The sequence below is a fragment of the Chryseobacterium sp. UF-290 genome (assembly GCF_058245615.1).
Genome location: NZ_JBSICB010000008.1, coordinates 101,737 through 126,764, shown reverse-complemented (window position 1 = coordinate 126,764; position 25,028 = coordinate 101,737). Strand labels below are relative to the sequence as shown.

The 25,028-nt window shown below is 37.9% G+C and carries 24 protein-coding genes; 10 read left to right on the top strand and 14 right to left on the bottom strand.

Translation table 11 applies throughout. From position 1 onward, the window contains the following. Nucleotides 1-65: 65 nt before the first annotated feature. The gene (locus AC4IF5_RS11550) at nucleotides 66-971 is read right to left on the bottom strand and encodes an AraC family transcriptional regulator (protein WP_490734639.1); all 906 of its coding nucleotides are present in this window, start codon (nucleotides 969-971) and stop codon (nucleotides 66-68) included. 123 nt (nucleotides 972-1,094) lie between these two features. Here AC4IF5_RS11550 and AC4IF5_RS11545 point away from each other — a divergent pair, with 123 nt between their 5' ends. The 3 genes from AC4IF5_RS11545 to AC4IF5_RS11535 are packed head-to-tail and all read left to right on the top strand — an operon-like array spanning nucleotide 1,095 to nucleotide 6,260. Then, entirely contained in the window at nucleotides 1,095-2,324 is a 1,230-nt protein-coding gene (locus AC4IF5_RS11545) for an MFS transporter (RefSeq protein ID WP_490734637.1), read from the top strand. 1 nt (nucleotide 2,325) lies between these two features. Next, complete coding sequence (locus AC4IF5_RS11540) at nucleotides 2,326-3,807, top strand: trehalase family glycosidase (protein ID WP_490734636.1); 1,482 nt, start codon at nucleotides 2,326-2,328, stop codon at nucleotides 3,805-3,807. 23 nt (nucleotides 3,808-3,830) lie between these two features. After that, nucleotides 3,831-6,260 (top strand): TonB-dependent receptor, encoded by a 2,430-nt coding sequence (locus tag AC4IF5_RS11535; protein WP_490734635.1) that lies wholly within the window; start codon nucleotides 3,831-3,833, stop codon nucleotides 6,258-6,260. 93 nt (nucleotides 6,261-6,353) lie between these two features. Here AC4IF5_RS11535 and AC4IF5_RS11530 read toward each other — a convergent pair whose 3' ends face one another. The 7 genes from AC4IF5_RS11530 to AC4IF5_RS11500 form a co-directional block, all read right to left on the bottom strand. Next, complete coding sequence (locus AC4IF5_RS11530; RefSeq protein ID WP_490734633.1) at nucleotides 6,354-6,593, bottom strand: (4Fe-4S)-binding protein; 240 nt, start codon at nucleotides 6,591-6,593, stop codon at nucleotides 6,354-6,356. Between the two features lie 31 nt (nucleotides 6,594-6,624). After that, on the bottom strand, nucleotides 6,625-7,128 hold the full coding sequence (locus AC4IF5_RS11525) for a cupin domain-containing protein (RefSeq protein ID WP_490734631.1): 504 nt from the start codon (nucleotides 7,126-7,128) through the stop codon (nucleotides 6,625-6,627). A 21-nt stretch (nucleotides 7,129-7,149) separates the two neighbouring features. Beyond that, nucleotides 7,150-7,884: a pirin family protein gene (locus AC4IF5_RS11520; protein ID WP_490734629.1), complete on the bottom strand. Its 735-nt coding sequence runs from the start codon at nucleotides 7,882-7,884 to the stop codon at nucleotides 7,150-7,152. Between the two features lie 97 nt (nucleotides 7,885-7,981). Further along, the gene (locus tag AC4IF5_RS11515; RefSeq protein WP_490734627.1) at nucleotides 7,982-8,584 is read right to left on the bottom strand and encodes an isochorismatase family protein; all 603 of its coding nucleotides are present in this window, start codon (nucleotides 8,582-8,584) and stop codon (nucleotides 7,982-7,984) included. Between the two features lie 137 nt (nucleotides 8,585-8,721). After that, entirely contained in the window at nucleotides 8,722-9,600 is an 879-nt protein-coding gene (locus tag AC4IF5_RS11510) for a helix-turn-helix domain-containing protein (RefSeq protein ID WP_490734625.1), read from the bottom strand. Nucleotides 9,601-9,770: 170 nt separating this feature from the next. Next, nucleotides 9,771-10,526 (bottom strand): hypothetical protein, encoded by a 756-nt coding sequence (locus AC4IF5_RS11505; protein ID WP_490734623.1) that lies wholly within the window; start codon nucleotides 10,524-10,526, stop codon nucleotides 9,771-9,773. Between the two features lie 266 nt (nucleotides 10,527-10,792). Next, nucleotides 10,793-11,431: an MBL fold metallo-hydrolase gene (locus AC4IF5_RS11500; RefSeq protein ID WP_490734621.1), complete on the bottom strand. Its 639-nt coding sequence runs from the start codon at nucleotides 11,429-11,431 to the stop codon at nucleotides 10,793-10,795. Nucleotides 11,432-11,502: 71 nt separating this feature from the next. Between AC4IF5_RS11500 and AC4IF5_RS11495 the strand changes: the two genes are divergently transcribed. Together AC4IF5_RS11495 and AC4IF5_RS11490 are read left to right on the top strand one after the other, a co-directional pair. Further along, entirely contained in the window at nucleotides 11,503-12,723 is a 1,221-nt protein-coding gene (locus tag AC4IF5_RS11495; protein ID WP_490734619.1) for a type IX secretion system plug protein, read from the top strand. Between the two features lie 327 nt (nucleotides 12,724-13,050). Beyond that, a complete protein-coding gene (locus AC4IF5_RS11490; RefSeq protein ID WP_490734617.1) occupies nucleotides 13,051-15,018 on the top strand; it encodes a M4 family metallopeptidase in 1,968 nt (655 codons plus the stop codon). An 80-nt stretch (nucleotides 15,019-15,098) separates the two neighbouring features. Here the strand turns inward: AC4IF5_RS11490 and hemH are convergent, their stop codons facing one another. From hemH to AC4IF5_RS11475, 3 genes are read right to left on the bottom strand one after another with little or no spacing between them, the layout of a single operon-like run. Further along, entirely contained in the window at nucleotides 15,099-16,133 is a 1,035-nt protein-coding gene (hemH, locus tag AC4IF5_RS11485; protein WP_490734615.1) for a ferrochelatase, read from the bottom strand. 15 nt (nucleotides 16,134-16,148) lie between these two features. Further along, nucleotides 16,149-16,676: an NADPH-dependent FMN reductase gene (locus tag AC4IF5_RS11480; RefSeq protein WP_490734613.1), complete on the bottom strand. Its 528-nt coding sequence runs from the start codon at nucleotides 16,674-16,676 to the stop codon at nucleotides 16,149-16,151. 12 nt (nucleotides 16,677-16,688) lie between these two features. Then, nucleotides 16,689-17,567 carry a NifU family protein gene (locus AC4IF5_RS11475; protein ID WP_490734611.1) on the bottom strand — a complete coding sequence of 293 codons (879 nt, stop codon included), beginning with the start codon at nucleotides 17,565-17,567 and terminating at the stop codon, nucleotides 16,689-16,691. 167 nt (nucleotides 17,568-17,734) lie between these two features. On the opposite strand from AC4IF5_RS11475, the gene AC4IF5_RS11470 reads away from it, so the two are divergent. Beyond that, entirely contained in the window at nucleotides 17,735-18,271 is a 537-nt protein-coding gene (locus AC4IF5_RS11470) for a gamma carbonic anhydrase family protein (RefSeq protein ID WP_490734609.1), read from the top strand. A gap of 219 nt (nucleotides 18,272-18,490) precedes the next feature. Here the strand turns inward: AC4IF5_RS11470 and AC4IF5_RS11465 are convergent, their stop codons facing one another. Then, nucleotides 18,491-18,943, bottom strand: coding sequence for a hypothetical protein (locus AC4IF5_RS11465; RefSeq protein ID WP_490734607.1), 453 nt, complete (start codon nucleotides 18,941-18,943; stop codon nucleotides 18,491-18,493). A gap of 81 nt (nucleotides 18,944-19,024) precedes the next feature. Between AC4IF5_RS11465 and AC4IF5_RS11460 the strand changes: the two genes are divergently transcribed. Further along, complete coding sequence (locus AC4IF5_RS11460) at nucleotides 19,025-21,151, top strand: helix-turn-helix domain-containing protein (RefSeq protein ID WP_490734605.1); 2,127 nt, start codon at nucleotides 19,025-19,027, stop codon at nucleotides 21,149-21,151. Between the two features lie 33 nt (nucleotides 21,152-21,184). On the opposite strand, the gene AC4IF5_RS11455 is transcribed toward AC4IF5_RS11460, so the two are convergent. Then, nucleotides 21,185-22,015, bottom strand: coding sequence for a M12 family metallopeptidase (locus AC4IF5_RS11455; RefSeq protein WP_490734603.1), 831 nt, complete (start codon nucleotides 22,013-22,015; stop codon nucleotides 21,185-21,187). Between the two features lie 627 nt (nucleotides 22,016-22,642). Here AC4IF5_RS11455 and AC4IF5_RS11450 point away from each other — a divergent pair. Together AC4IF5_RS11450 and AC4IF5_RS11445 are read left to right on the top strand one after the other, a co-directional pair. Then, nucleotides 22,643-23,005, top strand: a complete 363-nt coding sequence (locus AC4IF5_RS11450) for a DUF2200 domain-containing protein (RefSeq protein WP_490734602.1) — start codon at nucleotides 22,643-22,645, stop codon at nucleotides 23,003-23,005. Nucleotides 23,006-23,019: 14 nt separating this feature from the next. Then, nucleotides 23,020-23,457 (top strand): DUF1801 domain-containing protein, encoded by a 438-nt coding sequence (locus AC4IF5_RS11445; RefSeq protein ID WP_490734600.1) that lies wholly within the window; start codon nucleotides 23,020-23,022, stop codon nucleotides 23,455-23,457. Between the two features lie 74 nt (nucleotides 23,458-23,531). On the opposite strand, the gene AC4IF5_RS11440 is transcribed toward AC4IF5_RS11445, so the two are convergent. Further along, a complete protein-coding gene (locus tag AC4IF5_RS11440) occupies nucleotides 23,532-23,909 on the bottom strand; it encodes a winged helix-turn-helix transcriptional regulator (RefSeq protein WP_490734598.1) in 378 nt (125 codons plus the stop codon). Between the two features lie 85 nt (nucleotides 23,910-23,994). Between AC4IF5_RS11440 and AC4IF5_RS11435 the strand changes: the two genes are divergently transcribed. Further along, nucleotides 23,995-24,819 (top strand): alpha/beta hydrolase, encoded by an 825-nt coding sequence (locus AC4IF5_RS11435; protein WP_490734596.1) that lies wholly within the window; start codon nucleotides 23,995-23,997, stop codon nucleotides 24,817-24,819. Nucleotides 24,820-25,028: the final 209 nt, after the last annotated feature.

Genomic DNA, 25,028 nt, shown 5'->3' with positions numbered 1-25,028 from the left:
TCTATGTTAATTGCTTATCCTTACGGTTTTCCATAAATTGGAAATTGTTTTAATGGCAAGATTCGTTAAAAACTGGCTGTAGTTTTAACTTCGCTTTCAACCTTCAAATCCACATTCACTTTATTATGAGAGTAATTCTTAATGAACTCTGAAGGCGTTTTCCCGGCATATTTCTTAAACATTCTGTTGAAGTAGGTCACATTATTGAAGCCGCAGCTGTAGCTGCATTCGGAAATACTCATATCCTGGGCCATCAGCAGGCAGGCTTTATTGATCCGATAGCGGTTCACGAATTCTGTGAAGGTAATCTGCGTCGCTTTTTTAAAGAAATTACAGAATGCAGGTAGTGTGAGATTGGCCAGCCTGGCTACATCTTCAATATCGATCTCCTTATCATAATGATGTTCCACATACGTGAAAATGTTTTCAAGGCGGGTTTTGTTCTTCGAAATAATGGTGTAGGGCATGATTTCTTTGTTCAAAAGCTCATAATCTTCACATTTCGATAGCTCGAAAAGGATCTCAAGCAGCAATAAATATCTTTTGTATCCTTCCGATTCCAGCATGAGCTTTAATTTCGGAAGCATCAGTTTTTTTACTTTCTGATGAAACTGAATGCCATATTTTGAAAGTTCAAGTAAATTTTTAATAGACCTGGCTTCCACCTCCTGCTGAGGAAACTGGAGGATCTCTTCTTTGAACTGCAATACAATCTCTTCATGAGGATCTGTAGAATTCAATCCAAATCCAGAATGGGGAATATTAGAACCGATCAGGACCAGATCTCCATTGGTATAATTGCTTTTATGATATCCAACATGACGGGTACCATTTCCGGAAATAACACATACCAGCTCTATTTCCGGATGATAATGATATTCCCACTTGAATTCCGAAATAGGGGAGTTGTTATGAATCGTACGGAATGAGCTCTTTTCATTCGGAATTACTCTTTCAAAAGTAACTTTCATTTAATTAATCATATTTAATTGCTAAAAATACTAATTATATTAATATAGTTCAAATATTGATTTACTGTGTTAAATTATCGTTAACACAAATGCTTCTATCTTAGCCGACAAGAAATAACCTGAATGAAAAATCTTAACATCAAGGCAGTTTTATTTTTAAACTATTTTGTCTTTGCCATTCTCCTGAATTCTGTGGGAACAGTGATCCTGCAGGTACAGCAGAACTTTGGGATCTCAAAATCTTCTGCCAGTGTTTTGGAAGGTTTCAAAGACCTTCCTATTGCGATATGTTCATTCATTCTGGCTTCATTTCTTCCAAAGATAGGGATCAAGAATTCTATGTTGACCGCCTTGTTTTTGGTAAGCGGTATGTGCTTTGTCATGCCATTTGCCAATGATTTTTGGTTCTTTAAATTATTATTTGCCATTGTAGGGGTATCCTTTGCATTAATCAAAATCTCTGTATTTACCTCTATTGGGCTGGTAACAGAAACAGATAAGGAGCATTCCAGCTTTATGGGATTTCTGGAAGGGTTTTTCATGATCGGAGTATTGGCAGGCAATCTTTTGTTTAGCTTGTATATTGATGATCATAATCCGAAATCTACTCACTGGCTGAATGTTTACTGGGTTTTGGGAGGACTTTCTGCACTATCATTCCTGTTTTTATTCTTTTCAAAACTGAATGAGAAAGAAGCTAAAAGCGAGAAAACTGATCTATTGGGTGATTTGAAAAACAGTGTCAGCCTGTTCAGCTATAAAAAGGTATTGTGTTTTCTGTTGTGTGCCTTCCTTTTTGTATTGGTAGAGCAGAGTTTTCAGACCTGGACACCTACATTCTATAAAGAGATCTTAAAAGTTCCGACTTCAATGAGCATTCAGGCGGGAGCAGTACTGGCGGGAGCTTTTGCTTTGGGAAGATTTCTATCAGGCTTCTTTTCCAAAAAGTTCAGCTGGATCTATGTGGTTTCCTTTTGTGTTATTGGTTTTGCGATAAGCTTACTCCTGGTATTGCCTCTGACTCACAATATTCATATTGATGCCGGCACAAATTGGTTGAATGCACCTCTGGTAGTGTATCTGTTTCCTTTGATGGGTGGTCTGCTGGCGCCGATCTATCCGAGCATTAACTCGGTGATCCTGGCTTCAATACCTAAATATCTACATAGTGCAATGTCTGGACTGATCGTGGTTTTCTCAGCGATCGGAGGAACGATAGGTTCGGTCATTACAGGTTTTGTGTTTCAGGAATTTAGTGGGCAACGGGCATTTTACCTTTCTCTGATCCCTCTTTCACTACTGATCACATCAGCCGTTTTCATGAATAAATTAAAAATAAACCCTAAGAAATAAAATGAGTAATCAGCTTTACATCAACGAAATTCAAAATCTTTTTGATGCTGTGCAGAGATCTGAAATCTTTGAAGATCAAAAAATGATGACAGATGCCGTTCCATTATTCCCAATTGCTAAGATCAATGAGGACTATGAGAAAGCAAAAGATGCTGATGGTTTTGACCTGAAAGATTTTGTCATGACTCATTTTGATTTTCTGGGAGCAAAAGTTTCTATTCAGAGAGAAGATCATCTCCCGATTAGGGAACATATTGAAAAGCTTTGGGATGAGCTTACCCGTACAGCGTATGAAGAAAAGGGTACACTTCTGAAATTGCCAAAACCTTATGTTGTTCCGGGAGGGCGTTTTAATGAATTCTTCTACTGGGACAGCTATTTTATTATGTTGGGACTTCAGGTTTCAGGCAGGGTGGAGATGATGGAGAATATTATTGAGAACTGTTCTTACCTGATCCGCAATGTAGGCTTTGTCCCGAATGCGAGCAGAACTCACTTTTTGAGCCGTTCGCAGCCTCCTTATTTTTCATTGATGCTAGATCTGCTTTTTGAAACGACAAATGATGAAAGAATCTACGTACAATATTATGATACATTAGAAAAAGAATATGCTTTCTGGATGAATGGTGAGGATGGGCTTAAAAGAAATTCAAATGTAAAGAGAGTGATCAGAACTGAAGAGGGGGATCTTTTGAACCGTTACTATGATACGGAAAATACTCCCCGCCCTGAAAGTTATTTGATTGATATTGAAGATCATGAGAATGCTTCGGGAGAGGAATTTTACAGAAATATAAGAAGTGCCTGTGAATCCGGTTGGGATTTTTCCAGCCGGTGGTTTGCAGATGGAGAACATATACAGACCATAGAAACGCTGAACCTTGCAGAGGTTGATCTGAACTGCCTTTTATGGCATCTGGAAATGACCCTTGCAAAATCTTCAGCGCTTCAGAGTCTCAACGAAAAAGAACAATTTTTTTCTGAAAGAGCAGCAGCGAGAAGACAGATGATCAATAAATACTTCTGGGATGAAAGAATGAAGATTTACAAAGATTATCACATCAAAAAAAACACAAAAACACCGTCTGAACATATTGCTGCTCTTTACCCTTTATTTCTTGGTCTTGCAGATCAGGATCAGGCTGAAGCTGTCGCGGATACGATTGCTGAAAAGTTTTTGTACCAGGGCGGATTGGTTACAACAACCAAAAAAACGGGCCAGCAATGGGATCTGCCCAATGCCTGGGCTCCCTATCAATGGCTTGGCTTTAAAGCGATGAAGAATTATGGGTTCAATGAGCTGGCAGAAAAAATTAAAAAAAACTGGTGTTCCAATGTAGAAAGAGTTTATAAGAACACCGGAAAACTGATGGAAAAATACAATGCATTAGATACAGAAACAATAGCAGGCGGCGGGGAATACCCCAATCAGGATGGATTCGGTTGGACGAATGGAGTGTATTTGAAATTACAACAAAACTGAAACTAACAATAAAAAATATGGCTATGAAAAAAAAATCAATCTTTTTAATCGCCGCAACAGCTACGTTATATTTTAATAATGCTTATGCCCAGGAAACGCCGCAGGATTCTGCAAAAGTTTCTTCTATCGATCAGATTGTTATTACAGGAAATTCCAATCCAAAGAAAAAAATAGAATCCAGTACTGCGATTTCAACATTCAGTGCCAAGGAGATTCAGAAGCAGAATCCTATCAGTGCAGCGGCTTTGCTACAGAGAGTTCCGGGATTCGCTGTGGAGACTTCAGGAGGTGAAGTGGGGAATAACCTTTTTGCAAGAGGTATTCCTTCCGCCGGAGCCTATGAATTTGTACAGGTACAGGAAGATGGTCTTCCGGTCTTTGAGGATGGTGCGCTTCAGTTTGCCAATGCAGATAATTTTTTCCGTGTGGACAACTCGGTAAGCCGTCTTGAAGCTTTGAGAGGAGGTTCGGGCTCTATCTATGCCAATAACTCCCCGGGAGGGCTTATCAACTTTATTACCAAAGAAGGAACCAACGATTTTAAAGGAACGGCAAAGCTGGAAACGAGTACTTACGGGCTTATGCGTACAGATCTTAATATCGGAGGGGCTTTGGTTGAAGACAAATTGTTTTTCAATGTAGGCGGTTTTTACAGAACTGATGACGGAATCAGAAAGACAGGCTTTAAGGCGAACAACGGAGGACAGATCAGGATGAACCTTAAATATGTATTTGACAAAGGTTATGCTAAGGTGTATTATAAAAAACTGGATGACAGAAATACATTCTTCCTGCCTATTCCATTGGTACAGAATGGAAATGATTTAAAAGGATTTCCAGGTTTTAACCCTAATTATGGAACTTACAGCTACAGAGCCATCAGCCAGTTGAATATTCCACAGGCCGAAGGTGGTTTTTTCAGCAGAAACCTCGAAGATGGAATTCATCCGAAAGTTGATGTATTGGGAGCTGAATTTAAGTATGACCTTGGAAATAACTTCAGCGTTCTGAACAAGACCCGATATACCAATATCAATATGAACTATACGGGAATTTTCCCGGCAGGAGGTCCCAAAACGGCTGCTGAGTTTGCTGCAGATAATGGCATTGCCGGAAATGCATTCCAGTATTCACTGGTGAGCAATGGAGCCGTGGTGAATCCTGCTCATGTCCAAGAATTAGGTTTCTGGGCTATTGACAAGAAGATGAACAACTTTGTAAACGATCTTCAGTTCAATTATAAATTCGACAAAGGGAATGTAACCGCAGGTTTCTATAAATCTAACTGGAAATCCCAGCAATACTGGAACTGGAGTAATATTCTGACCACTGCTACAGACAGACCGGAGCTTTTAAATTTAGTAGATACTTCTCTTCTGCCGACTGATGATGGTTATTCTAAAACCTATAATGGAGTGACAGATATGACCTTCTTACAGAGAAATACACAAACTCAGGGAAGCTTAAATGACCTTTATGTAAATATAGATTACAATGTTACTGATGATCTGAGCCTTAACGGAGGTATCCGTTACAGCCATGATTACTATAAAGGAAGCTTTGCCAATACGACAACTTCAAATCTGAATAACTCGGGACTTACCACAGATGGAACGCATGGTTTCTCAACGACTACAGCGGATGATAATATGAGTGTGCTGGGAAATAAATTTACTTACTGGAATTTCAATGTAGACAGGGTTTCATTCACATTGGCAGCTAATTATAAGATCAATAGGGAAAATGCGGTTTACGCCCGTTTTTCCAATGGGTTCAGATCTCCTAATGAGGAAGCTTATTATAATTATTTCTCTACCCCGAATCCGGATAAGCCTTTGAAACCGGTGTCAACAAATCAGCTGGAAGTAGGATATAAGTACTATTCCCGTACTTTTGACGTAGCAGTAATTCCGTTTTATTCTACATTGAAAAACCTTTCATTCACTGATATCTTATCAAGCGGTGCTTCAGAAAATACTTTTGCAAACACTGAAAACTATGGGGTTGAGCTGGAAGGATACGCCCGTTTATTCAATAATATAGTGGAAATTACATTCAACGGAACCATTCAGAATCCAAAATATAAGGATCTGGAGGCTGGAAGCCTTTTGGAAGGGAATACCGTACGAAGAATACCTAAGTTCTATTTTAATATTGCTCCTGCAGTGAATATCACAAAGTCATGGAGAGCGTATGTAAGCATGAACTATTACGGAAAACGCTTCCAGGATGAGCTGAATGTACAAACTTTACCTTCTTTCACGGAGTTTGGAGCAGGAATGTCTTATCAGCTAGGCAAGATACGTTTTGCAGTAGACGGTACAAATATCTTTAATACCATTGGTATTACGGAAGGTGACCCTAGAGCCGGCTCACCGACAGGAGACGGTATCATTATGGCAAGACCTATTATGGGGGCTGCTGCAAGAGCTTCCATTACTTTAGATTTCTAAATTTTCTATTTCTTTTATAATAATGAACCCGCTCAATTGAGCGGGTTCATTTATGTTCAGTTTATTATAAAAATTTTAACCGATAGAAACTTATTATTTTTCCAGGGCAGAAGTGCCGGAGTGGGGTGCCGTATAAGATAATGCACCGGTAGGACAGTTGTCAATCTGCTTTTTCAGTTCTTCTGCTGTAGCTTTTTCCGGAGTGATCCACGGTTTATCTTTGGGATGATAAACATTGGGAAGCATTTTTACACAGATAGCAGCATGCTGACATTTTGCAGGTTCCCAAAGTATCATAAGATCTTTGTTTTGGGTATATTCATGTGTTGCCATAATAATAGATTTTAGAAATTTTTCAACATTCTTAATCCAAATAGTCTAACGGGTAACTTTTCTGCCCATATTTTTCGTTAAGCATTTCCAGCTTTTGTATGTATTCAGGAGTAAACTCTGGAACTGGTAAAAATTCACCGGGCTTAACTGATTCTCCAAGTTCTTTAAAGAAATCTTCCAAACCTGCCGGCCTTACAGTACAGATTACCCGTGCGTTCTCTGTGGAAACGTTTTTAAAACAATGAACGGCTCCTCCTTCGGGAATATCTACAAATCCACCCACTGTTACTGTTGCCTGGCCATTCTCTGTTTTGTATAAAAGCTCTCCTTCTGTTACAAAAAAGGTCTCATGAATATCCGAATGGGAATGCGGTGCGGGCCCTCCTCCGGGTGGAACGATCATGTCAATGACAGCATATTCACCGTTAGTTTCCTTACCTGACACAATAATGCGGTAGTTATCTCCCATGACACCGACGTACTCACCTTCAGTAGGGGACGTTATTTTTATATTTTGTGAATGCTTATTCTCCATATTATTAAAATTTTGTGTGAATTAAACCTGTCGTTTATTGCCACTATACATACCTCCATCATAATAAGGAGCTTTTGTATCAGTTTCAAACAGAACAAGCTCTGCATTGTCTTTTGTTTCAAACTGTATGTTTTCATCCCTGATAAACAAGCTTTCCCCCTTACTTAAGTTTATCATTTGATTGACAATGATATTTCCCTGGAAAACATAGAGTAAGTAACCGAAATCAGGCTTAATCTCATCGGGGAGAGAAAAACTTTTTCCGGGGATAATCTGCATATCATATATCCATGTATTGCTGCTTAGCTCAAGAGGTGTTTTTTCTTTGTCCGGGGAGGCTATCAGGCGCCATTCATTAAGGCTGTGTACAACATCCAGTTCCTGAAAAATTACCTCAGGAGCATTATCTTTTTTTCCCGGGCGGATGAAAATCTGAAGACCTTCCTGTTCTTCCAGTATCTCTTCCTCATGATAGAACTGCTTTCCTGCTTTCATCAGCATCAACCGGGTTGGGGTGATCAGTTCTGTGAAACCTTCAGAATCTGTATGCTTAACTTTTCCGGTCCTGAAATAGGATAAAATATCATCGTTAACATGCGGATGCATTTTGATGACCACACCTCCCCGGATATGGGCCTGATCTATCCGGCCGATGCTATAATACCCTGTGTCATTATCCGTAAGCTCTGTACCAGGATATAGAATTGAAATATGGCTGTTACCTGCCTTTTTAGAGTTATCTATTTTTTTTATCATATACTTTACTAAATTTTAAAACAAGGTATCACTATAATGGTTTCTGGTTTTCTTACTATTGGGAATGTTCTGTAGCTCTTGGGGATTTGTTTTGTTTTTAAACGAATTTCCCAATAGTAGAAATCACTTCTTCACCTATAATCTGCACCAGCTTTTCTCCGTCTTCGGTTGCCCAGCTGGAAGTCAGCTCAGCTACCAGCTGATTAATTGTCGTTGTACGTACTCCATGGTTTTCCCAGGTCTGCTGCGCTATGTCATCTGCAATCTGTGTAGGTGATCCGCCGGCATCAATAACTACCTGAACATCAAAGCCTTCATCCACCATCGATCTGGATGGGTACACAATGCATACATCATGCGTCAGACCGGCCATGATTACATTTTTGCGTCCGCCGGCGGCATTGAGAACGGCAGCTTTATAATTCTCATCGTTCCATGCATTGGTAATACCCTCGCGTTTAATACGGTTTTCATATTCTTCCGGAAGCAGCTGCTGCAGTTCCGGAATGATAGGTCCCTGCATACGGTCCTCCTGGCTGCTGGTAAGTACTATAGGAATTCCTATTGCCTTCGCTATTCTGGCCAGTGCTTTGGTTCTGCTGACAATCATTTCCTGAGGTCTGTTGGCACACCATTGAAGGGTCCCTGTCTGATGGTCAATTAAAAGCATTACGGTGTCTTCTTTCTTAAAAAATTTCATAATAATGGGATTTTACAATTGATTATTGAAGAATTTTGTATCAGTTTTTATTCAAACTGTATTGACAAGATAGAGACATTTATGATGGTTCGCAATGTCAGAAACGGACTATTATTGGTCAGAAATTTCTATTTATTTTAAAGAAGGTTCTGTGTAAATAACCGGTATTCTTTAGGAGTCATTTTTGCATATTTTTTAAAATATTTACCGAAGGTGCTTTGATCAGGGAAGTTAAGGATGGAAACGATATGCGTTAAAGTCAGATCGTTTTTTTGTAATAATACTTTTGCTTCCATGATGACCTGCTTCCGGATCCATTCACTTGCAGGTACGCCTGTTTCTTTCAGGACCATACGGCTCAGGTATCTTGGATGCACATGCAAAGTATCTGCGTAAAAATTAACGCTTCTTTCTTTCTGGCTGAATTCTGAAACTAATTTTCTGAAGCGGATACTCAGTATACCTGAGGTTTTTTCAGGCTTATGCTCCCGGGTATAAAAATCAGCTATACTATTCAGCAGGCTGTACACGGTTCCCCGGATAATTTCTATCTGAAAAGAGTTTTGTGGTGAAGGATAAGATTCAAATATGTCGAACATCTTCTTCACGCTGCTAAACTCTTCCTCCGTTAGATTTGTTATATAGGCCCCATATAATGGAAGGTCAGAAAAGGCTTTTAAAAGACTGGACTCAATTAATTTTTCTTGTATAAACGTTGAAGGAACCAGAATACTGGAAGCATCATACACTGCTTCAGATTTATCCCATCTCTTAATAGCGGTGGGTTCAGCAAAAATAAGCGCAGGAGCTTTAATATGATGTTGTATAAGGTTCGTCTGTAAAAACATTTCGCCCTGTTTCAGAAGTCCGATACAATAATAGTCTGATCGGTAGGGCTCCTCCTGGCTGGCTGCAATTTTAAAATGAGGAATATAAATATATCCGCCATTCTGGAGATTAAGGTCTTCAAAATCATTATTTAAGGAAGCAAGAGAAAAATTTTTTATTTCATTCATATGATTTTATGCCGGTAACAGCTATGAGATTTTCAAACCTTTCAGAAGAATAGATTTTTTATCTCATCAATTGTACCTGATCGTGAAGTAATGGATAATAAATATAAATATTTTTTACAAAGTATTGTATATTTTTGTTTTTAGGTATTTTTTGTTTGAGCAGTTGAGTTTTATAGAGGATTATCTTCGCTGTCCCCTTCCATCCACCTTCTCATCTGAACCCGGTGTGCCGGAGTTTCCTGGATTCCTCCTGCGAGTATGTCTAAGAACTTATCCCATAGATTCTTTTTCTTGTAGGCTTCCTGTTTTAATTCGTTATATGCCTGAATATAATCTTTCTCATAGGTATATGCTTCTTCAACGGTGTAATTTTTCGGCATATATTTTAGTACTTCCTGAGTAATTTCGTCAATTTCTTCAGGCTTTAGCTTTTCGATTAATGACAATTTAATATTTACAGTTTCGGCGATATCTAAAATTTTTTCCAGGTTTTCTCTTATTTTTTTCCAGATTTCATTCCAGTTTTGAAGTTTGCTGTCTACAAACACCACCTTTCCTAGGTTATCCATGTCGGAAAGCTTTAGCTGAACGGTCTCAACGTTCGTTTTATATTGGTTCCATAATTCTGTCAGACGATCTGCCTCTTTATTCTTAAGCTTCTGAGATAATATCTCTAATCTTTCTCTTAAAAGAGTTACATTTTCAACAAGTACTTCTTTTTCCTGCAGCCAAATGTCAGTCAGCCCTTTTTCGTTAATAATACTTTTCCCGGCTTCTTCTATCAGGTCAAGTATTTCTTTATCAAGCTTTAGAATATCTGATTCTATATCGCCAATTTCATTGACTGTCTTCCTGATAGTCAGCACTGATTTAATGACCGGATTGAATGTTTGGGGCTGTTTGTGTTCGAAATTTTGATTTTCCATTTTGTGTTAGTGATTATTTTTAATTTGTTAAGAAAATGATAATAGGCTTATCAGGACAAATTAGAAATATTCATAAGTGAAAACAATGTCAAGAATGGATTATTTTTGGTCAAAATATTCTATTTGTTGGTAAGGAGGAAAAAAGATATGGTTACCACAGGTTGATCAATGGTAAAAGTGTATATACATTATATTTAGTGTATTGAACGTTTTGGCTGTCCCTGAATAGAATTTACGATATTATTGGAGATGAAGATTTGAACCCGTTATTTAAAAAACGGGTTGTACTGCTTTTCAAAACCAATCGACGTAGGATTTCCATGGCCTGAAAATACCTGGGTATCATCATTTAAAATAAAAAGTTTAGTCTTAATACCGTCGATCAGTTGTTCGTAGTTTCCTTTATACAGATCTGTCCTTCCAATGCTTCCTTCGAAAAGAACATCACCTGAGATCATAAATTTCTGGTTTTCGTTATGGTAAACCACACTTCCCGGAGAATGTCCCGGAACATGGTATATCCTGAACTTTTCTCCATCCAGATCCAGTTCATCACCTTCTTTTACATATTCAATATCTACTTTTACAGGATCGATCTTCATTCCGAATCTTATTCCGCTTGCCTGGAGCATGCCAAGTACTTCCTGGTCTTCCTGATGCATTTGGACCGGAACTTTGAAAGTATCAAAAGCCCATTGAAGGCCAAGTACATGATCGATATGGGCATGGGTCAGCAGAATTTTCCGGATCTTTAAACCGTTTTCTGTAATAAAATTACCAATAGCCTGAGTTTCCTGCTCATTCATATTTCCCGGATCAATTAGCCAGGCATTTTTATTTTCGTTATAGATGATATATGTATTTTCGCTCGCAAAGTTGAATACGAAGCCCTGGATCTGAAGCATATCTGAATTATTTTTATTTCAAAAATACAATATTATTAAGAAAATGACGATTTTTCGCTATCTTCGTCATAATGAAAACTTTGCGAATACTCTTACTCTCTTTGGGCGGACTGGTTTATGGACAAAATATCCAGAGTATCCAGCTGTTTAACCCACAGACCAATGACGAAACACCTGTCATTAAATTTGGTGAACAATTGGTTTTAAGCTTTGATGATCTTACCAATAGAAGTGATATCTACAGGTATACGATTAAACATTATGACCGGAACTGGAATGATGATAACCTGTTCTTTACAGAATTTGCCACAGGAAGTATGAATGCGCTTCTTGACCAGTTTCAGTATTCTTTCAATACCCTGCAGGCCTATACCCACTATAAGCTGACTTTTCCGAATGATAAGATACAGCCGAAAATTTCAGGAAATTATGAGCTGATCGTCTATAAGGATTCTGTAGATAAGCCTCTTTTCAAAAGGAGATTTTATTTGGTGGAGGATATGGCTGCTCTCGGGGTAAATATTTCAAGAATTGCGGATGCCAAAAACCCTAATGTAAATCAGAGGGTAGAGGTGAAGGCTTCTCCTAAAGGAGGGGATATTTCTTCCAATGTCAATTCCATCACCCTGAATGTGATGCAGAATAATAACCCGAATATGGTTATTACGAATCAGAAGGCGAGTACGGTGTTAGGAAATCAGCTTCTTTTCCAGCAGATGAATCTTGTATTCCCCGGAGATAACGAGTTCTATTATTTTGATAATAAAAATATGAATATGGCGGCGGATATGGTTCGCGCTACAGAAATAAAGGATGATGTCAATCAGACGTATCTTCACCCGGTATGGGCTTTTCCGTTGAATTACCAATACCAGCCTGATGTAAACGGAGCATGGTATTACAGAAGAAATGACCTGGGAAGAGAACGGGATGCGGAAAGGGAAGCAGATTATTCCATGGTCCATTTTTATCTGGAATCTGATCCTGTAGATAAAGAAATTTATGTTCTGGGAGGATTCAACAATTTCAAGCCGGACAAAGAAAATCAGATGCAGTATGATGCTACCACCAGGCAATATGTTGCTAAAATATTCCTGAAACAAGGTTTCTATAATTATGTTCTGGCTACCAAAGAAGGGAACGGATCTTTAAATTTTGGTGAAGTGAACGGTAATTTCTGGCAGACAGAAAACTTATATCAGGCATTTTTATATTATGCGCCTTTCGGAAGAAATTATGATGGGCTGATGGGGTATGGAGAATTCAGAACCCCTGTCGGTAACAAACGTTAAAGATTTATTTTGAAATAAGAATGAAGGCTGTCTCTCCCGAGGCAGCCTTTACTTTTATAAAGTGAGCTTTGAAAATGTAATACCCAATATCAAATATAATGCACAGCATAGTGAAAAATAATAATTCACAAAATTTTGATTTTTATTAAATATATTAATTAAAAATATTTTTATTAATAAAATTATATTCAATTAATTCTCTTCTTTTTAAAATCGTTATTGTGTTTTGTTTAATGATTTATTTTTTCAATTGAATTTTATTTAATAAATATGTCATTGTATTGTGAAAAGTTTATAAATTCGTTTTCACATTTAACAAATATTATTATGAAAACAAAATTTATCTTAGTGGCAAGCGTTGCTGCCTGCTCTTTTGTTTTTGGACAAAACACTCCATCAAAATTAATTCCTGGTAAAAGCGGATTACACGCTGAATTTATGCGATTCGAAAAAAACGGGCCTGCTTTTCAGGGAAGCCCTGTTTTATTTGATGAGGCTTCCCAAAGACTTTCTCCTGGCCAGGGCCGTAAACTGGGTCAGGAAAAAGATGAGTTGGGATTTGAAACTTATCGTTTTCAGCAGACCATTAATGATATTCCTGTAGAGTACGGAATGATGGCGGTACAGACCAAAGGAGGCAAGATCCTGGGGCAATCAGGTTCATGGATCCTTAAAACACCGAAAGAAGTTGAAAGAAAAGCTAATATTTCTGAGAGTGTAGCATTGCAGAATGCATTATCATTTGTGGGAGCCGATTCATACAAATGGGAGAACAAAGAGGAAGAAGATTTTGTTAAAAAGGAATCTAACAATACGAAAGCCAGTTTTGCTCCGAAAGGTGAGCTGGTATACTATTCAGATCCAACCGATGACAAATTGAATGATTTAACATTAGCTTATAAATTTGATATTTACTCAGAAAAACCATTAAGCAGACAATATGTTTTCGTAGATGTTAAAAGCGGAAAGGTTCTGGGAACGGATGCCATTATCCATGAAGTCAATACACCCGGAACCGCTACAACGGTATACAGCGGAAACCGAAATATTATTACTGATTCTTACAACGGAAGCTACAGGCTGAGAGAAACAGGAAGAAATGGCGGAACATCAGTTGAAACATATAATGCAAAAAAAAGTACTAACCTATCCGGAGCTGTAGATTTTACCGATTCGGATAATGCATGGAATAATGTGAATACCAACAAAGACCAATATGCTACCGATGCACACTGGGGAGCTGAAATGACACTGGATTATTATTATACAAAGTTTGGAAGAAAAAGTATTGACAACAACAATTTTGCGATAAAATCCTATGTGCATTACGGAAATAATGTATTTAATGCTTATTGGGATGGATCAAGAATGCTTTACGGAGACGGAAGTCCTACAACAAATGGAGGAAAGCCATTGACAGCCCTTGACGTTTGCGGTCACGAAATTACCCATGGAATGACTTCCAAAACAGCCAATCTTGTATACCAGAGAGAACCCGGCGCATTAAATGAAGGATTCTCTGATATTTTCGGAAATACAATAGAACGTTGGGCAAGACCAACTCAGGCAAGCTGGACATTAGGAGAAGATTTCAGCTATGTGATCAGAGATATGGCTAATCCAAATGCTTATAGCCAGCCGGATACCTATAAAGGAAAGTATTGGAAAGATGCAAGTAATTCCTGCACACCTCAAGGAAACCCAAATCTGCCAGGATATAATGATTATTGTGGGGTTCATACTAACTCGGGAGTTCTTAACTTCTGGTATTATTTGTTGGTAACCGGAGGATCAGGAACCAATGATAATGGCTTTGCCTATAATGTTTCAGGAATAGGGCTGGATAAGGCCGGTGCCATTGCCTATAGAACATTGACTACTTATCTTACCTCTACTTCTACCTATGCCAATGCGAGAACGTATTCCCTTCAGGCTGCGGCAGATCTATACGGAGCAGGCAGTAATGAAGTGACTCAGGTTACCAACGCATGGAATGCCGTAGGAGTGGGCGGAGGAACTTCGGCAGCGGGACTTGTTGCGGCAGCTGCCAATGATTCTCCTTATACCATCAGTCCAAATCCGGCAACAGACAGGTTTACGGTGAATTTTGAAGGAAAAGCGGGTAAAGGAACTGTAGAACTGATTAGCCTTACAGGAAAAAGAGAAATCTCCGAAAAAGTTAATATTAAAGATGGAGCGAATAAAGTAGAAATACAGCTTCCGTCTAATATCCTTCCAGGAGTATATATTGTAATGGTAAATGGACAGAATGCAGGAAATCTGATTAAAAAGTAAATCAAACTTTAATATATTTTTAGCAAAAAGGCCACAAGTAATTTTCTTGTGGCCTTTTGTATATTTTGAACAGATGAGAATTATACGAGATAAAAATCATTCAGTTTTTCCTCACAAAGCGTCTTTACCACCTCAATCCATCGGTCTTCATCATTCAGACAGGGAATGTAGTGGAAGTTTTCCCCTCCTCCGTGTAAAAACTGTTCTTTTCCTTCTACAGAAATTTCTTCCAATGTTTCTAAGCAGTCTGAAACGAAAGCAGGGCACACAATGGCTAAGTTTTTAACTCCTTTTCCTGGAATTGTTTCCAGTGTTTCGTCTGTATAAGGCTCTATCCACTTATCTTTTCCCAACCTTGACTGGAAAGAGACAATTGTCTTTTCCTTGGGGAGTCCTATTTTGGCAATGACAGCTTCTGTGGTTTTATAGCATTGATGCCTATAGCAATATGCATTATGAGTATCTACCTGGCTGTTGATACAGTTGGCATCATCAATTTTACAGGTCTTTGACGGATCTGTTTTATAGAGATGCCTTTCCGGAACCCCATGGTAGGAAAACTGCAGGGCATCAAAATTTTCAGGAAGTTTTTCCTTAATGCTTTCTGCCAGGCAGTTGATATAAATATCCCTGTTGTAGAAAGGCTGGATATAATTGATCTTTACCTGCGGGAATTTCTTTTTCCTTACCTCTTCAGCTTTCTCAATAACGGTTTCGGTAGTGCTCATCGCATATTGGGGATATAAAGGGAAAAGAACGATTTCTGAAATCCCCTGATCGACCAATTTGCGGATACCGGTTTCAATACTCGGTTCAGCATATCTCATTCCGATTTCTACCGGAACATCTACCAGCTTCTGAAGCTTTTTCTGGATTTTCTCTGTAATGACGATCAGCGGTGAACCTTCGTCTGTCCAAACCGTTTTATAAGCTTCAGCGGATTTGGCAGGTCTTGTCTTCAGAATAATTCCCTGGACGAGAAGGGCACGAAAGATCCAGCGGTAGTCGATCACTCTTTCGTCCATCAAAAATTCATCAAGATATTCCTTTACATCGTTTACAGCCGTGGATCTCGGTGATCCGAGATTGACCAGTAAAATTCCTTTATTATTCAATACTTTATATTTTAATTATGAAACAGAGGTTGCAAAATCTGTTACTAATTCTGATACTTTGGCAAAGGTATTACTTTCCACCAAGCCATCACTATTAAACTTCCCTTTTATCCCTTTTATTAAAAGCTGGTGGTGCTTTTCTGCTTTGGCACCAAGTGTTTTTAAAAGCAATAATAATTCTTCATGGCCTTTTTCTCCATTGGCGGAAGCCGTAATCACAGCAACCGGTTTTTCAGAAAAAACAGTTGTGGAAACACACCATTCCAGTAAATTTTTTAATCTGCCCGGAATGCTGAAGATATATTCAGGGGTAGAAAATATAATACCTGCTGCATGATCAATATCTTTTCTGATCTTATGGATTTCCTCCGGAGTACCAAAGTCCGTTAATGAGGTGTCAAAGTGCGGAAGAACAGAAAGATCATCATACATCTGGAAATCAATACCGGTATGGTGTTCCATGATCTGTTCCATTAATCTCTGATTGCCGGAGTTTTTTGTAGCACTTCCAATGATCACCAGGATTTTCTTTCCGGAATGCATTTTAAAAAGGGGTTATCCGTTTACCGCTTCTACTTTTTCCACAAGCTCCGGAACGAATTGTTTTAGAATATTTTCAATTCCGTTCTTCAAAGTAGCCGTAGAGCTGGGACAGCCTGAGCATGCTCCCTGTAAAAGCATTTTTGCTGTTTTGTGCTCCTGGTCATATTCCATTAAAGAAATTTTTCCACCATCGTTCTCTACAGCAGGAGCTACATATTCATTTAGAATATCAGAAATCTTCTGCTCATCTTCCGTATAGTCCCTGTTGATAATTTTTTCAACAGGATTTTCATGTTTCTGAGGTTCAACGTTTGAGATTTCACCTCCGTTTTGCAGATATTCAGCGATGAGAGCACGAACAGTCATCATAACCTGGTGCCATTCTACAGAATTGTCTCTTGTCACCGCTACGAAATTATCAGAAATAAAAACTTCCGTTGCAAAATTAAACTCATCAAAAATAGCCTGTGCCAAAGGAACTTCCCCGGCAGCTTCTTTCGATTTTACTTCTACAAAACCTTCTATCAGCAATTTGTTTGAAACAAATTTCATCACATTGGGATTGGGAGTCATTTCAGCATAGATCTGATACATCTCCTTTTTCTTCTGAAGATAAATTCTGGGATTAGCCAATAATTCATCCTCAATTACATTTTTCAGACTTTCCGCCACATGTTCCCATTCAATAGTATCCTGCTTGGCTACCGCTACAAAATTGGCAGTAATGAAAATTCTTTCCACAAACGGATAATTAAACAGCTCCTGTGCCAAAGGAATTTCTGAAATATCTGAATTTCTGTCCAACTCTAAAGACCCTGGAATCAGGTTGTAATCAGCGACAAATTTCATCACTTTCGGGTTTTCGGTTGGTTCTATAAGTATGGTACGCATTTTTTCGTTAAATTTGAGATACAAAAATACGCATTAGAAGTTAGAAGCTGAAAATTGAGAGTTAGATTTTTGCTATCGCTATAATTTAGAAGTTAGATGCCGGAAATTAGAAGGAGGCAAATCGTAATTTTCAAATCGGCTTATTTTCAAATATTCAAATTAAAACTATGGCACTTTTAAAAGAACTTTTAGGAAAAATACCACAGATCGGAGAAAATACCTTTTTAGCTGAAACAGCTACAATTATTGGAGATGTTACCATGGGAAGAGACTGCAGCGTTTGGTATAATGCTGTGATCAGAGGAGACGTTCACTATATCAAAATGGGTGATAAGGTAAACGTTCAGGATAATGCAATGCTGCACTGTACTTATCAGAAGCATCCGTTGAATATCGGTAATAATGTTTCTATCGGACATAACGCAATTGTTCATGGTTGTACCATCAAAGACAATGTACTGATCGGGATGGGAGCGATTGTGATGGATGATTGTTTAGTGGAAGAAAATTCTATTGTAGGAGCAGGCTCAGTAGTGACTCAGGGAACACATATTAAATCCGGAGAAGTCTGGGGGGGCGTTCCCGCAAAAAAAATCAAAGATATGAATGCTCAGTTACTGGAAGGGGAAGTGAACAGAATTGCGGATAATTACGTGAAGTACTCTTCCTGGTATAAGGAAAATGTGAAGGATTACGGGTTGTAGGCGGGTTCAGGAATCCGGGATTTGGGTGAGAGAATTTGAGAGTGGTTATATTGATTATTCACTTGTGAAGCAAATTATCCTAAACATTCAATGTTTAAAAATGTTTGAAGTAGTTTTAACTTATCTGAGATCCGAAGTCCCTCTAATATAAAAATACAAAAAGCTCTGTTTTCATGACAGAGCTTTTTTCGATTTGATATAGAACCTTTGCTTTATTTTTTACTCATTGTCTGAGGTAATAAGCTTTATTTTTCCCTTGATACATTTGAGAGAGGCAGGAGGCATGATCATCATACAGTCAGACGTGATATTATATTTTTCATTAAAAACCCTTACTTTATCTGTATAATCGTTTACTCTGGGTAAGAAGGCAGCTTCTATTTTTTTAGGATAGGCAATATATTGTTGAGGTCCGTCACAGGATTTCACCCCCATTGGTGCAAATGTCCATTCACCGGCATCCGTACATTTTAGTCCTGAAACTTCGGATTCAATAGATGCTTTTAGTTTATCCAGCTGAGCCTGATCATATTTCTGACTGTCTTCATCAGCGGGTCTTTCTGCAATATCTATGGGAAGATTGGTATTGGTATATTTAGATGTATTACAGGAAATCAGAGTAAGTGTAGTACATAATGCTAATGTAGGGATGTATTGTAAAATTTTTTTCACAGCGGACATTTTTCTTTTTAAGAATTTTCAAAACTTATGCCAAGGTAAGAAATTCAATTGATTTCCGTATTTTTGACAACGATGAACAATCATTTTTTTGACTTATTAGAGTACACCAGCAGAAGCGTTTTCCTGACCGGAAAAGCAGGAACAGGAAAAACGACATTTCTTAATGATTTTGTAAAACGGACAAAGAAAAAGCATATTGTTGTAGCTCCTACAGGGATCGCAGCGATCAATGCAGGAGGGGTTACGATCCACTCGATGTTTGGCTTACCGTTGAGAACCTTTCTTCCTACTACAGAGAGGATAGATACCAGTTTGGCCAATAATATCGCTGATCTGATGCCTCATTTCAAATACAGAAAAGATAAGCTCAAGCTTTTAAGAGAGGTGGAGATTATCATTATTGATGAGGTTTCCATGTTAAGGGCCGATGTGCTGGATATGATGGATTTTTCCTTAAGATTTATCAGACGGAATAATCAAAGATTTGGTGGCGTGCAGATGCTGTTCATCGGAGATTTATTTCAGCTTCCGCCGGTGGTAAGGGATGAGCATATTCTTAAAATGTATTACAATTCACCCTTCTTTTTTGATAGTCATGCGATCAAGGATATCCCTATCGTTACCATTGAGCTTACAAAGGTTTACCGCCAGTCTGACCAGGAATTTCTTGAGATCCTGAACGCCATCCGTGATGGTGATGTAGCCAATATAGATTTTGACCATCTTAATAAAAGATATGATCCTGATTTTGATATGGGGAAAGAGTCCTACGTCTATCTATGCTCTCACAACAGGATGGCGGATGAGATCAATCAGGAAAAATTAGCGGAGATCAAAGTGGATGCCCGGATCTATGAAGCAAAGCTCGTAGGAGATTTTAAGGAAAATCAGTTTCCCAATGATCAGTTTCTGGAATTGAAAGTGGGTGCGCAGATCATGTTTATCAGAAATGATGTTTCCGGGGAAAAGAAATACTTTAATGGAAAGCTGGGGGAAATCATCGGTCTGGATGAGAATGAAATCAGGGTTGCTCTGGATGAAAGTGAAAGGGAAATTGTTGTAAAAAGGGAAACCTGGGAGCAAAAAAAATATTTCCTGGATACCGATAAAAATATCAAAGAAGAAGTATTGGGAAGCTTCGAACAGTTCCCGATAAAGCTCGCATGGGCTGTTACGATCCATAAGAGCCAGGGATTGACGTTTGACAAGGTGATCATTGATGCCGGGAAAAGCTTTACCTCCGGTCAGGTATATGTTGCCTTGTCCCGTTGCAGAACATTGGAGGGAATTGTGCTAAAATCAAAAATTACCCCTGAAGTTATCTTTAAAGATGACAGGATCCTGCATTTCCATACGGATACTGTTGCCAATGATCATGTTGAGGCGATCCTGAGTCAGGAAAAATATGACTACAGCATCAGAAAAGTGCTCCGTACTATAGATTGCTTATGGTTTTTAAAAGAGATTGAGGATTGGAATAATCTTTCGATTGTCACCAAAAATATTGATCACGTTAAGACCAATCAGCTCTATCTTCAGCTGAAGCATGAAGCTGTCAATCTCGGAAAGATCTTTGAAAAGCTGGAACGTGTGATCTTTCAGAAGGTTAATAACTTCATTGATCAAAAAGAAGAATGGTCAGAAATTGAAAGCAAATCAAAAGGAGCGGTTAATTTCTTTTTTACGGAAACCAGAAATAAGATTTTCGATCCTTTAAAAGAATTTTATGCTGAGATCAAAGGAGCTAAAGGTTTAAAACAATACAACGAAGAATTCAGGAGCTGGCTGGAGGATATCGAAGAATATTTAAACAGCCTGAAAGAGGTTCATCTTCTTGAAACGAAACTTTTAGATGAGAAAAATGATAAAGAGATCAACCTGAAAATTGTAAAGGTTCCGTCACAGGTACTGACCTTCCAGTTATTTGAACAGGGAAAAACCATTGGAGAAATTGCATTGGAAAGAGGATTGGTAAAAGAGACCGTGATCGGGCATCTGGCAAAATTTGCAGAACAGGGATTGCTGGATATTTCAAGGGTGATCACTTCAGATAAGATCAAAGCTTTTGAAACGGAGTTCTATAACAATCCTCATGAAACACTAACAGAGTGGAAGAATGCATTGCCAAGCCATTTTGAATTCAATGAAATCAGGATTCTGATCAATCATTACAAGTATAAAAAGGAAAAGAATTCATAGCGAATTCTTTTTCCTTCCTGAATTATGAACTTTTTAAGGGTACATCGCATTGATTGTATTGATATCTCCGCTTGTGAATCCGGACCTGGTATAGGTAAAGTTTGTGTTGTTAGCTCTTTTAATTGTGGGCAATCCATTTTTAGAATAGGAATTTGGCCAGTACATCATTACAGAATTGATATTGAAAGGACCTATGTCTGTTCCTGAGCTGTAGATATTGAAATTATGAGCCTGTCCATCCTGAATATTATTCCATTGGATGCTGAGATATTGATCTCTGTCTTTACGGCAATGTTCATGATAGAGCCCTACGGTATGACCCATTTCGTGAATTACCGATCCCACAGAAATATACTGATCCAGAGAAATCGTCTGTCTTCCTCCCTGATATCCGATATGTGCCCATCCATCAGACCCTGATGAGCTTCCGAAAATAAATTGTACATAATTGGATTGGTTGGTGCGGGGAATCCATTGAGTATTGGTTTTTGTATTGTACTCATTAACGGCGGTCGTTATTTTATTAGCATTTATCGACCCCATGTTGCTGGCGACGGTATAGTAAATTTTACCTCCCGGCCATCTTGAAAAACTTGCTCCTCCTTTTTTCTGGGAATGCTCCTGTAGCTGCTCATCAGTAAGAACGATGTCACCCTGGAAAAAATTCTTCCCATCCTTTCTGATGTAGGTAATAGGCTGACCATTCAACTGTCCTTTTCTGACTTCTTCCTTTTGAAAAGGCTGATCTGTGTTGGCCGCTAAATCATCATTGCTCTTATCACAGGATGATAAAATGGCTGCTGCCATAAAGCTCAGACAAAGCACTGCTTTCGAGTAAAAAAATACTTTAGATTTTGTTTTCATATTAATATTTTAAAATTGTTGGTAAATACGAATTTACTAATTAATTCTCTAATAAATGAATTAATAATATTAAAAAGTATATATTTTTGATAAGTTTTTAAATAAAGAAAGAAAATTGAGATGAATTTACTTTAGTGTTCTGAAAGAAAAGGTTCTGGCAGACATTTGCTGAAACCTTATTATTTGTTAATGGAAGGTATTTTAAATTTCAATATCTAATATGAGCTTTCTACGGCTATTATCCTGAAAAGCAGCATACAGTTGTCTGATCCCGGATGAAGTTCTCTTTATGATCATCAGATCCTAACCAAATTACTTTTTATCCCGATGTGTTCCTAAAGCGATTTAAAAAAAAGAAAGATTAAGTCCGGACTTCGTATTTTAAATACCTGCAAATATATAAAGCTGTAAGATGTTGATCAATTGATAGATAAATGGATTTGTGTGTCTTGTGAAACTTTCAGATATTTGTGCGTTATGCAGCAGGATACACTGCCCCTTTTCGTTTTAGCTCTCAGAAGCAAAAATAAACTAAAAACGTAACAATTAAAAAACAAACGAATTTTGGGATGGTTAAGGAAGGATTAATACGACTGACAACATTTCGCAGACATTAAAACATACGATATGAAAACAACCCCCAAACACGATGAGCGAATTGCAAAAATGACATTTGCCTCTGTGTATCCGCATTATATTACTAAAGTTGAGAGCAAAAACAGGACAGTAGAAGAATTGCATCAGGTAATAAAATGGCTGACAGGTTTTGATACCAAAAAATTACAAGAGCTCATTGATGAGAAAGTAACTTTTGAAACATTTTTTAAGAGGGCTGAATTGAATCCCAATGCACAACTCATAACAGGTGTAATTTGTGGCTATCGTATAGAAGAAATTGAAAATCCATTGACAAAGCAAGCAAGGTATTTAGACAAGCTGGTAGACGAATTGGCGAAGGGTAAAAAGATGGAAAAGATTTTGAGACAGTAATTAAAATCAGAATTATGGCAAAAACAAAGACAACGTATACAGGGCAAGACGTGATAGATTTTGTAAACTCATATGTTGACAACGAACAGAAAAAAGCAGACAGTTTTCAATTGATTGAGCTGATGAGAGAGTGGTCTGGCTCTGAACCTAACATGTGGGGGCCAACCATTATCGGATTTGGAAATTACCATTATCAATATGCAAGCGGACATGAAGGTGACGCGCCGGTTCTTGGATTTTCTCCGAGAAAAGCAGCACTTACGTTTTACATTTATTCAGACACGGAAAGAAGTAAATTAGTTTTAGCAGACCTTGGTAAATTCAAAATGAGTAAAGCCTGTATTTATGTGAAAAAACTTTCCGATATTAATTTATCAGTTTTGAAAGAACTCTGTATAGAATCAATAAAATACATTAGTGAGCATCACGAATGTTCTTGCAGAGTAAAATAGCAGAGACATTGACGAAAGGCAGAATCTGCAACCCGTTATAAGCCATTTTAGAACAAAACCCTACGCACAGAAATTTACGATAACGGACACACTGAAATCTCTTTCCCTTCTGCATAAGTTTTCCCCCAATCGCACAGACTTTCCAAAATAGGAATTAACTCCAGCCCTTTATTGGTCAGTATATATTCAATTCCGACAGGAACGGTATCAGGAATTTCTTTCTTGACAATTATTGCATGGGTTTCCAATTCTTTGAGCTGCCGGCCCAAAACCTGTTCCGAAATATTCGGCAATTCCTTTTTTAACAAATGAAAACGATTGTTTCCTTGTGAGATAGAATAAACAATTTGCGACTTCCAACGCCCGCTAATCATTGCAATCGCTGAATTTAATTCGCAGACCTGAAACAAGAATTGTTCATTTATTGAATGGGTGGAGTTTTCTTTTCGCATAATTATCATCTTTAATAGCTCACAATTTTGTTCGTTATTGCACACGACAAAATGCTTGCTGAAATTTGTAATAAAAATACAAAATATGGACAAGGTGATATTTATGATCGTTGGATTATTGACAGCAATTTCTTTTCAAGCACAGGAAAGATGGGTTTTAAAATCTGAATTTTTAGCGCAACCCGACACCGTTTTGGTTTTCAAACCCAAAGTATATAATGAAGCGGAAAAATTCTCTTTGGTCTATCTTTTACACGGATACAGCCAGGATTATAAGCAATGGCCGCAGACAGCTGATTTACAAAAGCTGGCTGACCAATATGGCTTTATCATTGTTGCACCTGACGGCTTTACATCTTTTTACATCAATAGTCCGGTAAATAAAGGATCAAGATATGAAGAATTTTTCTTTAAAGACTTAGTTTCTAAAGTTCATCAATCCTTTAACATTGACGACAAAAATATTTTCATAAGCGGTTTGAGCATGGGTGGTTATGGAGCTTTGAGATATTTCATTCTGCATCCTGACTATTTCAATACAGCAGGTTCTACAAGTGGAGCTTTGGAAATTGATTACCCAAATCTTCAGAAAGTAAGTCAACTATTTTGGCAGACAAACAGAGTGATAGACGACTTAACAAAAAACATTGGAAATCCGAAAAACGAAAATTGGAACACCTACAGCATATCAACACTTCTAAAACAAAACCCTGAATTCAAAAAGCCGTTTATTTTTGATTGCGGAACGGAAGACATTTTATATCCCATCTCTGAAAACTTAAAATCACTAACCGACAGTTTGAATATTCCGACAACTTTTATCAGTCAGCCAGGCGATCATAATACGGAATACTGGAATAAGTCTATTGAATATCATTTTGTGTATTTCAAACAACATTTGAGGAAATAATGAACCGAAACACCGGCAGAAGATAACGGTATTGGGAGAAGTTTGATTACTTTAAGTCTTATTATGTCTTTACATTTCAAATTTAAATAAAGCTTGTATACCTAAAAAGAAGAAAATACAAGTTGTATTCCAATAGTTTTTCCCTGAACTTATCAATCAATCCTATCAATTACAAAAAGTAACTAATACGGTTTTTATGTTTTAAATTT

Excerpts from the sequence above, each read along its gene's own strand:
- AC4IF5_RS11450 (WP_490734602.1), top strand. The coding sequence starts at position 22,643 with ATGAAAACAACCCCCAAACACGATGAGCGAATTGCAAAAATGACATTT.
- AC4IF5_RS11440 (WP_490734598.1), bottom strand. The coding sequence starts at position 23,909 with ATGCGAAAAGAAAACTCCACCCATTCAATAAATGAACAATTCTTGTTT.
- AC4IF5_RS11435 (WP_490734596.1), top strand. The coding sequence starts at position 23,995 with ATGGACAAGGTGATATTTATGATCGTTGGATTATTGACAGCAATTTCT.
- AC4IF5_RS11460 (WP_490734605.1), top strand. The coding sequence starts at position 19,025 with ATGAACAATCATTTTTTTGACTTATTAGAGTACACCAGCAGAAGCGTT.
- AC4IF5_RS11540 (WP_490734636.1), top strand. The coding sequence starts at position 2,326 with ATGAGTAATCAGCTTTACATCAACGAAATTCAAAATCTTTTTGATGCT.
- AC4IF5_RS11470 (WP_490734609.1), top strand. The coding sequence starts at position 17,735 with ATGGCACTTTTAAAAGAACTTTTAGGAAAAATACCACAGATCGGAGAA.
- AC4IF5_RS11530 (WP_490734633.1), bottom strand. The coding sequence starts at position 6,593 with ATGGCAACACATGAATATACCCAAAACAAAGATCTTATGATACTTTGG.
- AC4IF5_RS11515 (WP_490734627.1), bottom strand. The coding sequence starts at position 8,584 with ATGAAATTTTTTAAGAAAGAAGACACCGTAATGCTTTTAATTGACCAT.
- AC4IF5_RS11520 (WP_490734629.1), bottom strand. The coding sequence starts at position 7,884 with ATGATAAAAAAAATAGATAACTCTAAAAAGGCAGGTAACAGCCATATT.
- AC4IF5_RS11505 (WP_490734623.1), bottom strand. The coding sequence starts at position 10,526 with ATGGAAAATCAAAATTTCGAACACAAACAGCCCCAAACATTCAATCCG.
- AC4IF5_RS11495 (WP_490734619.1), top strand. The coding sequence starts at position 11,503 with ATGAAAACTTTGCGAATACTCTTACTCTCTTTGGGCGGACTGGTTTAT.
- AC4IF5_RS11525 (WP_490734631.1), bottom strand. The coding sequence starts at position 7,128 with ATGGAGAATAAGCATTCACAAAATATAAAAATAACGTCCCCTACTGAA.
- AC4IF5_RS11475 (WP_490734611.1), bottom strand. The coding sequence starts at position 17,567 with ATGCGTACCATACTTATAGAACCAACCGAAAACCCGAAAGTGATGAAA.
- AC4IF5_RS11550 (WP_490734639.1), bottom strand. The coding sequence starts at position 971 with ATGAAAGTTACTTTTGAAAGAGTAATTCCGAATGAAAAGAGCTCATTC.
- AC4IF5_RS11480 (WP_490734613.1), bottom strand. The coding sequence starts at position 16,676 with ATGCATTCCGGAAAGAAAATCCTGGTGATCATTGGAAGTGCTACAAAA.
- AC4IF5_RS11535 (WP_490734635.1), top strand. The coding sequence starts at position 3,831 with ATGAAAAAAAAATCAATCTTTTTAATCGCCGCAACAGCTACGTTATAT.
- AC4IF5_RS11455 (WP_490734603.1), bottom strand. The coding sequence starts at position 22,015 with ATGAAAACAAAATCTAAAGTATTTTTTTACTCGAAAGCAGTGCTTTGT.
- AC4IF5_RS11500 (WP_490734621.1), bottom strand. The coding sequence starts at position 11,431 with ATGCTTCAGATCCAGGGCTTCGTATTCAACTTTGCGAGCGAAAATACA.
- AC4IF5_RS11510 (WP_490734625.1), bottom strand. The coding sequence starts at position 9,600 with ATGAATGAAATAAAAAATTTTTCTCTTGCTTCCTTAAATAATGATTTT.
- AC4IF5_RS11490 (WP_490734617.1), top strand. The coding sequence starts at position 13,051 with ATGAAAACAAAATTTATCTTAGTGGCAAGCGTTGCTGCCTGCTCTTTT.
- AC4IF5_RS11445 (WP_490734600.1), top strand. The coding sequence starts at position 23,020 with ATGGCAAAAACAAAGACAACGTATACAGGGCAAGACGTGATAGATTTT.
- AC4IF5_RS11545 (WP_490734637.1), top strand. The coding sequence starts at position 1,095 with ATGAAAAATCTTAACATCAAGGCAGTTTTATTTTTAAACTATTTTGTC.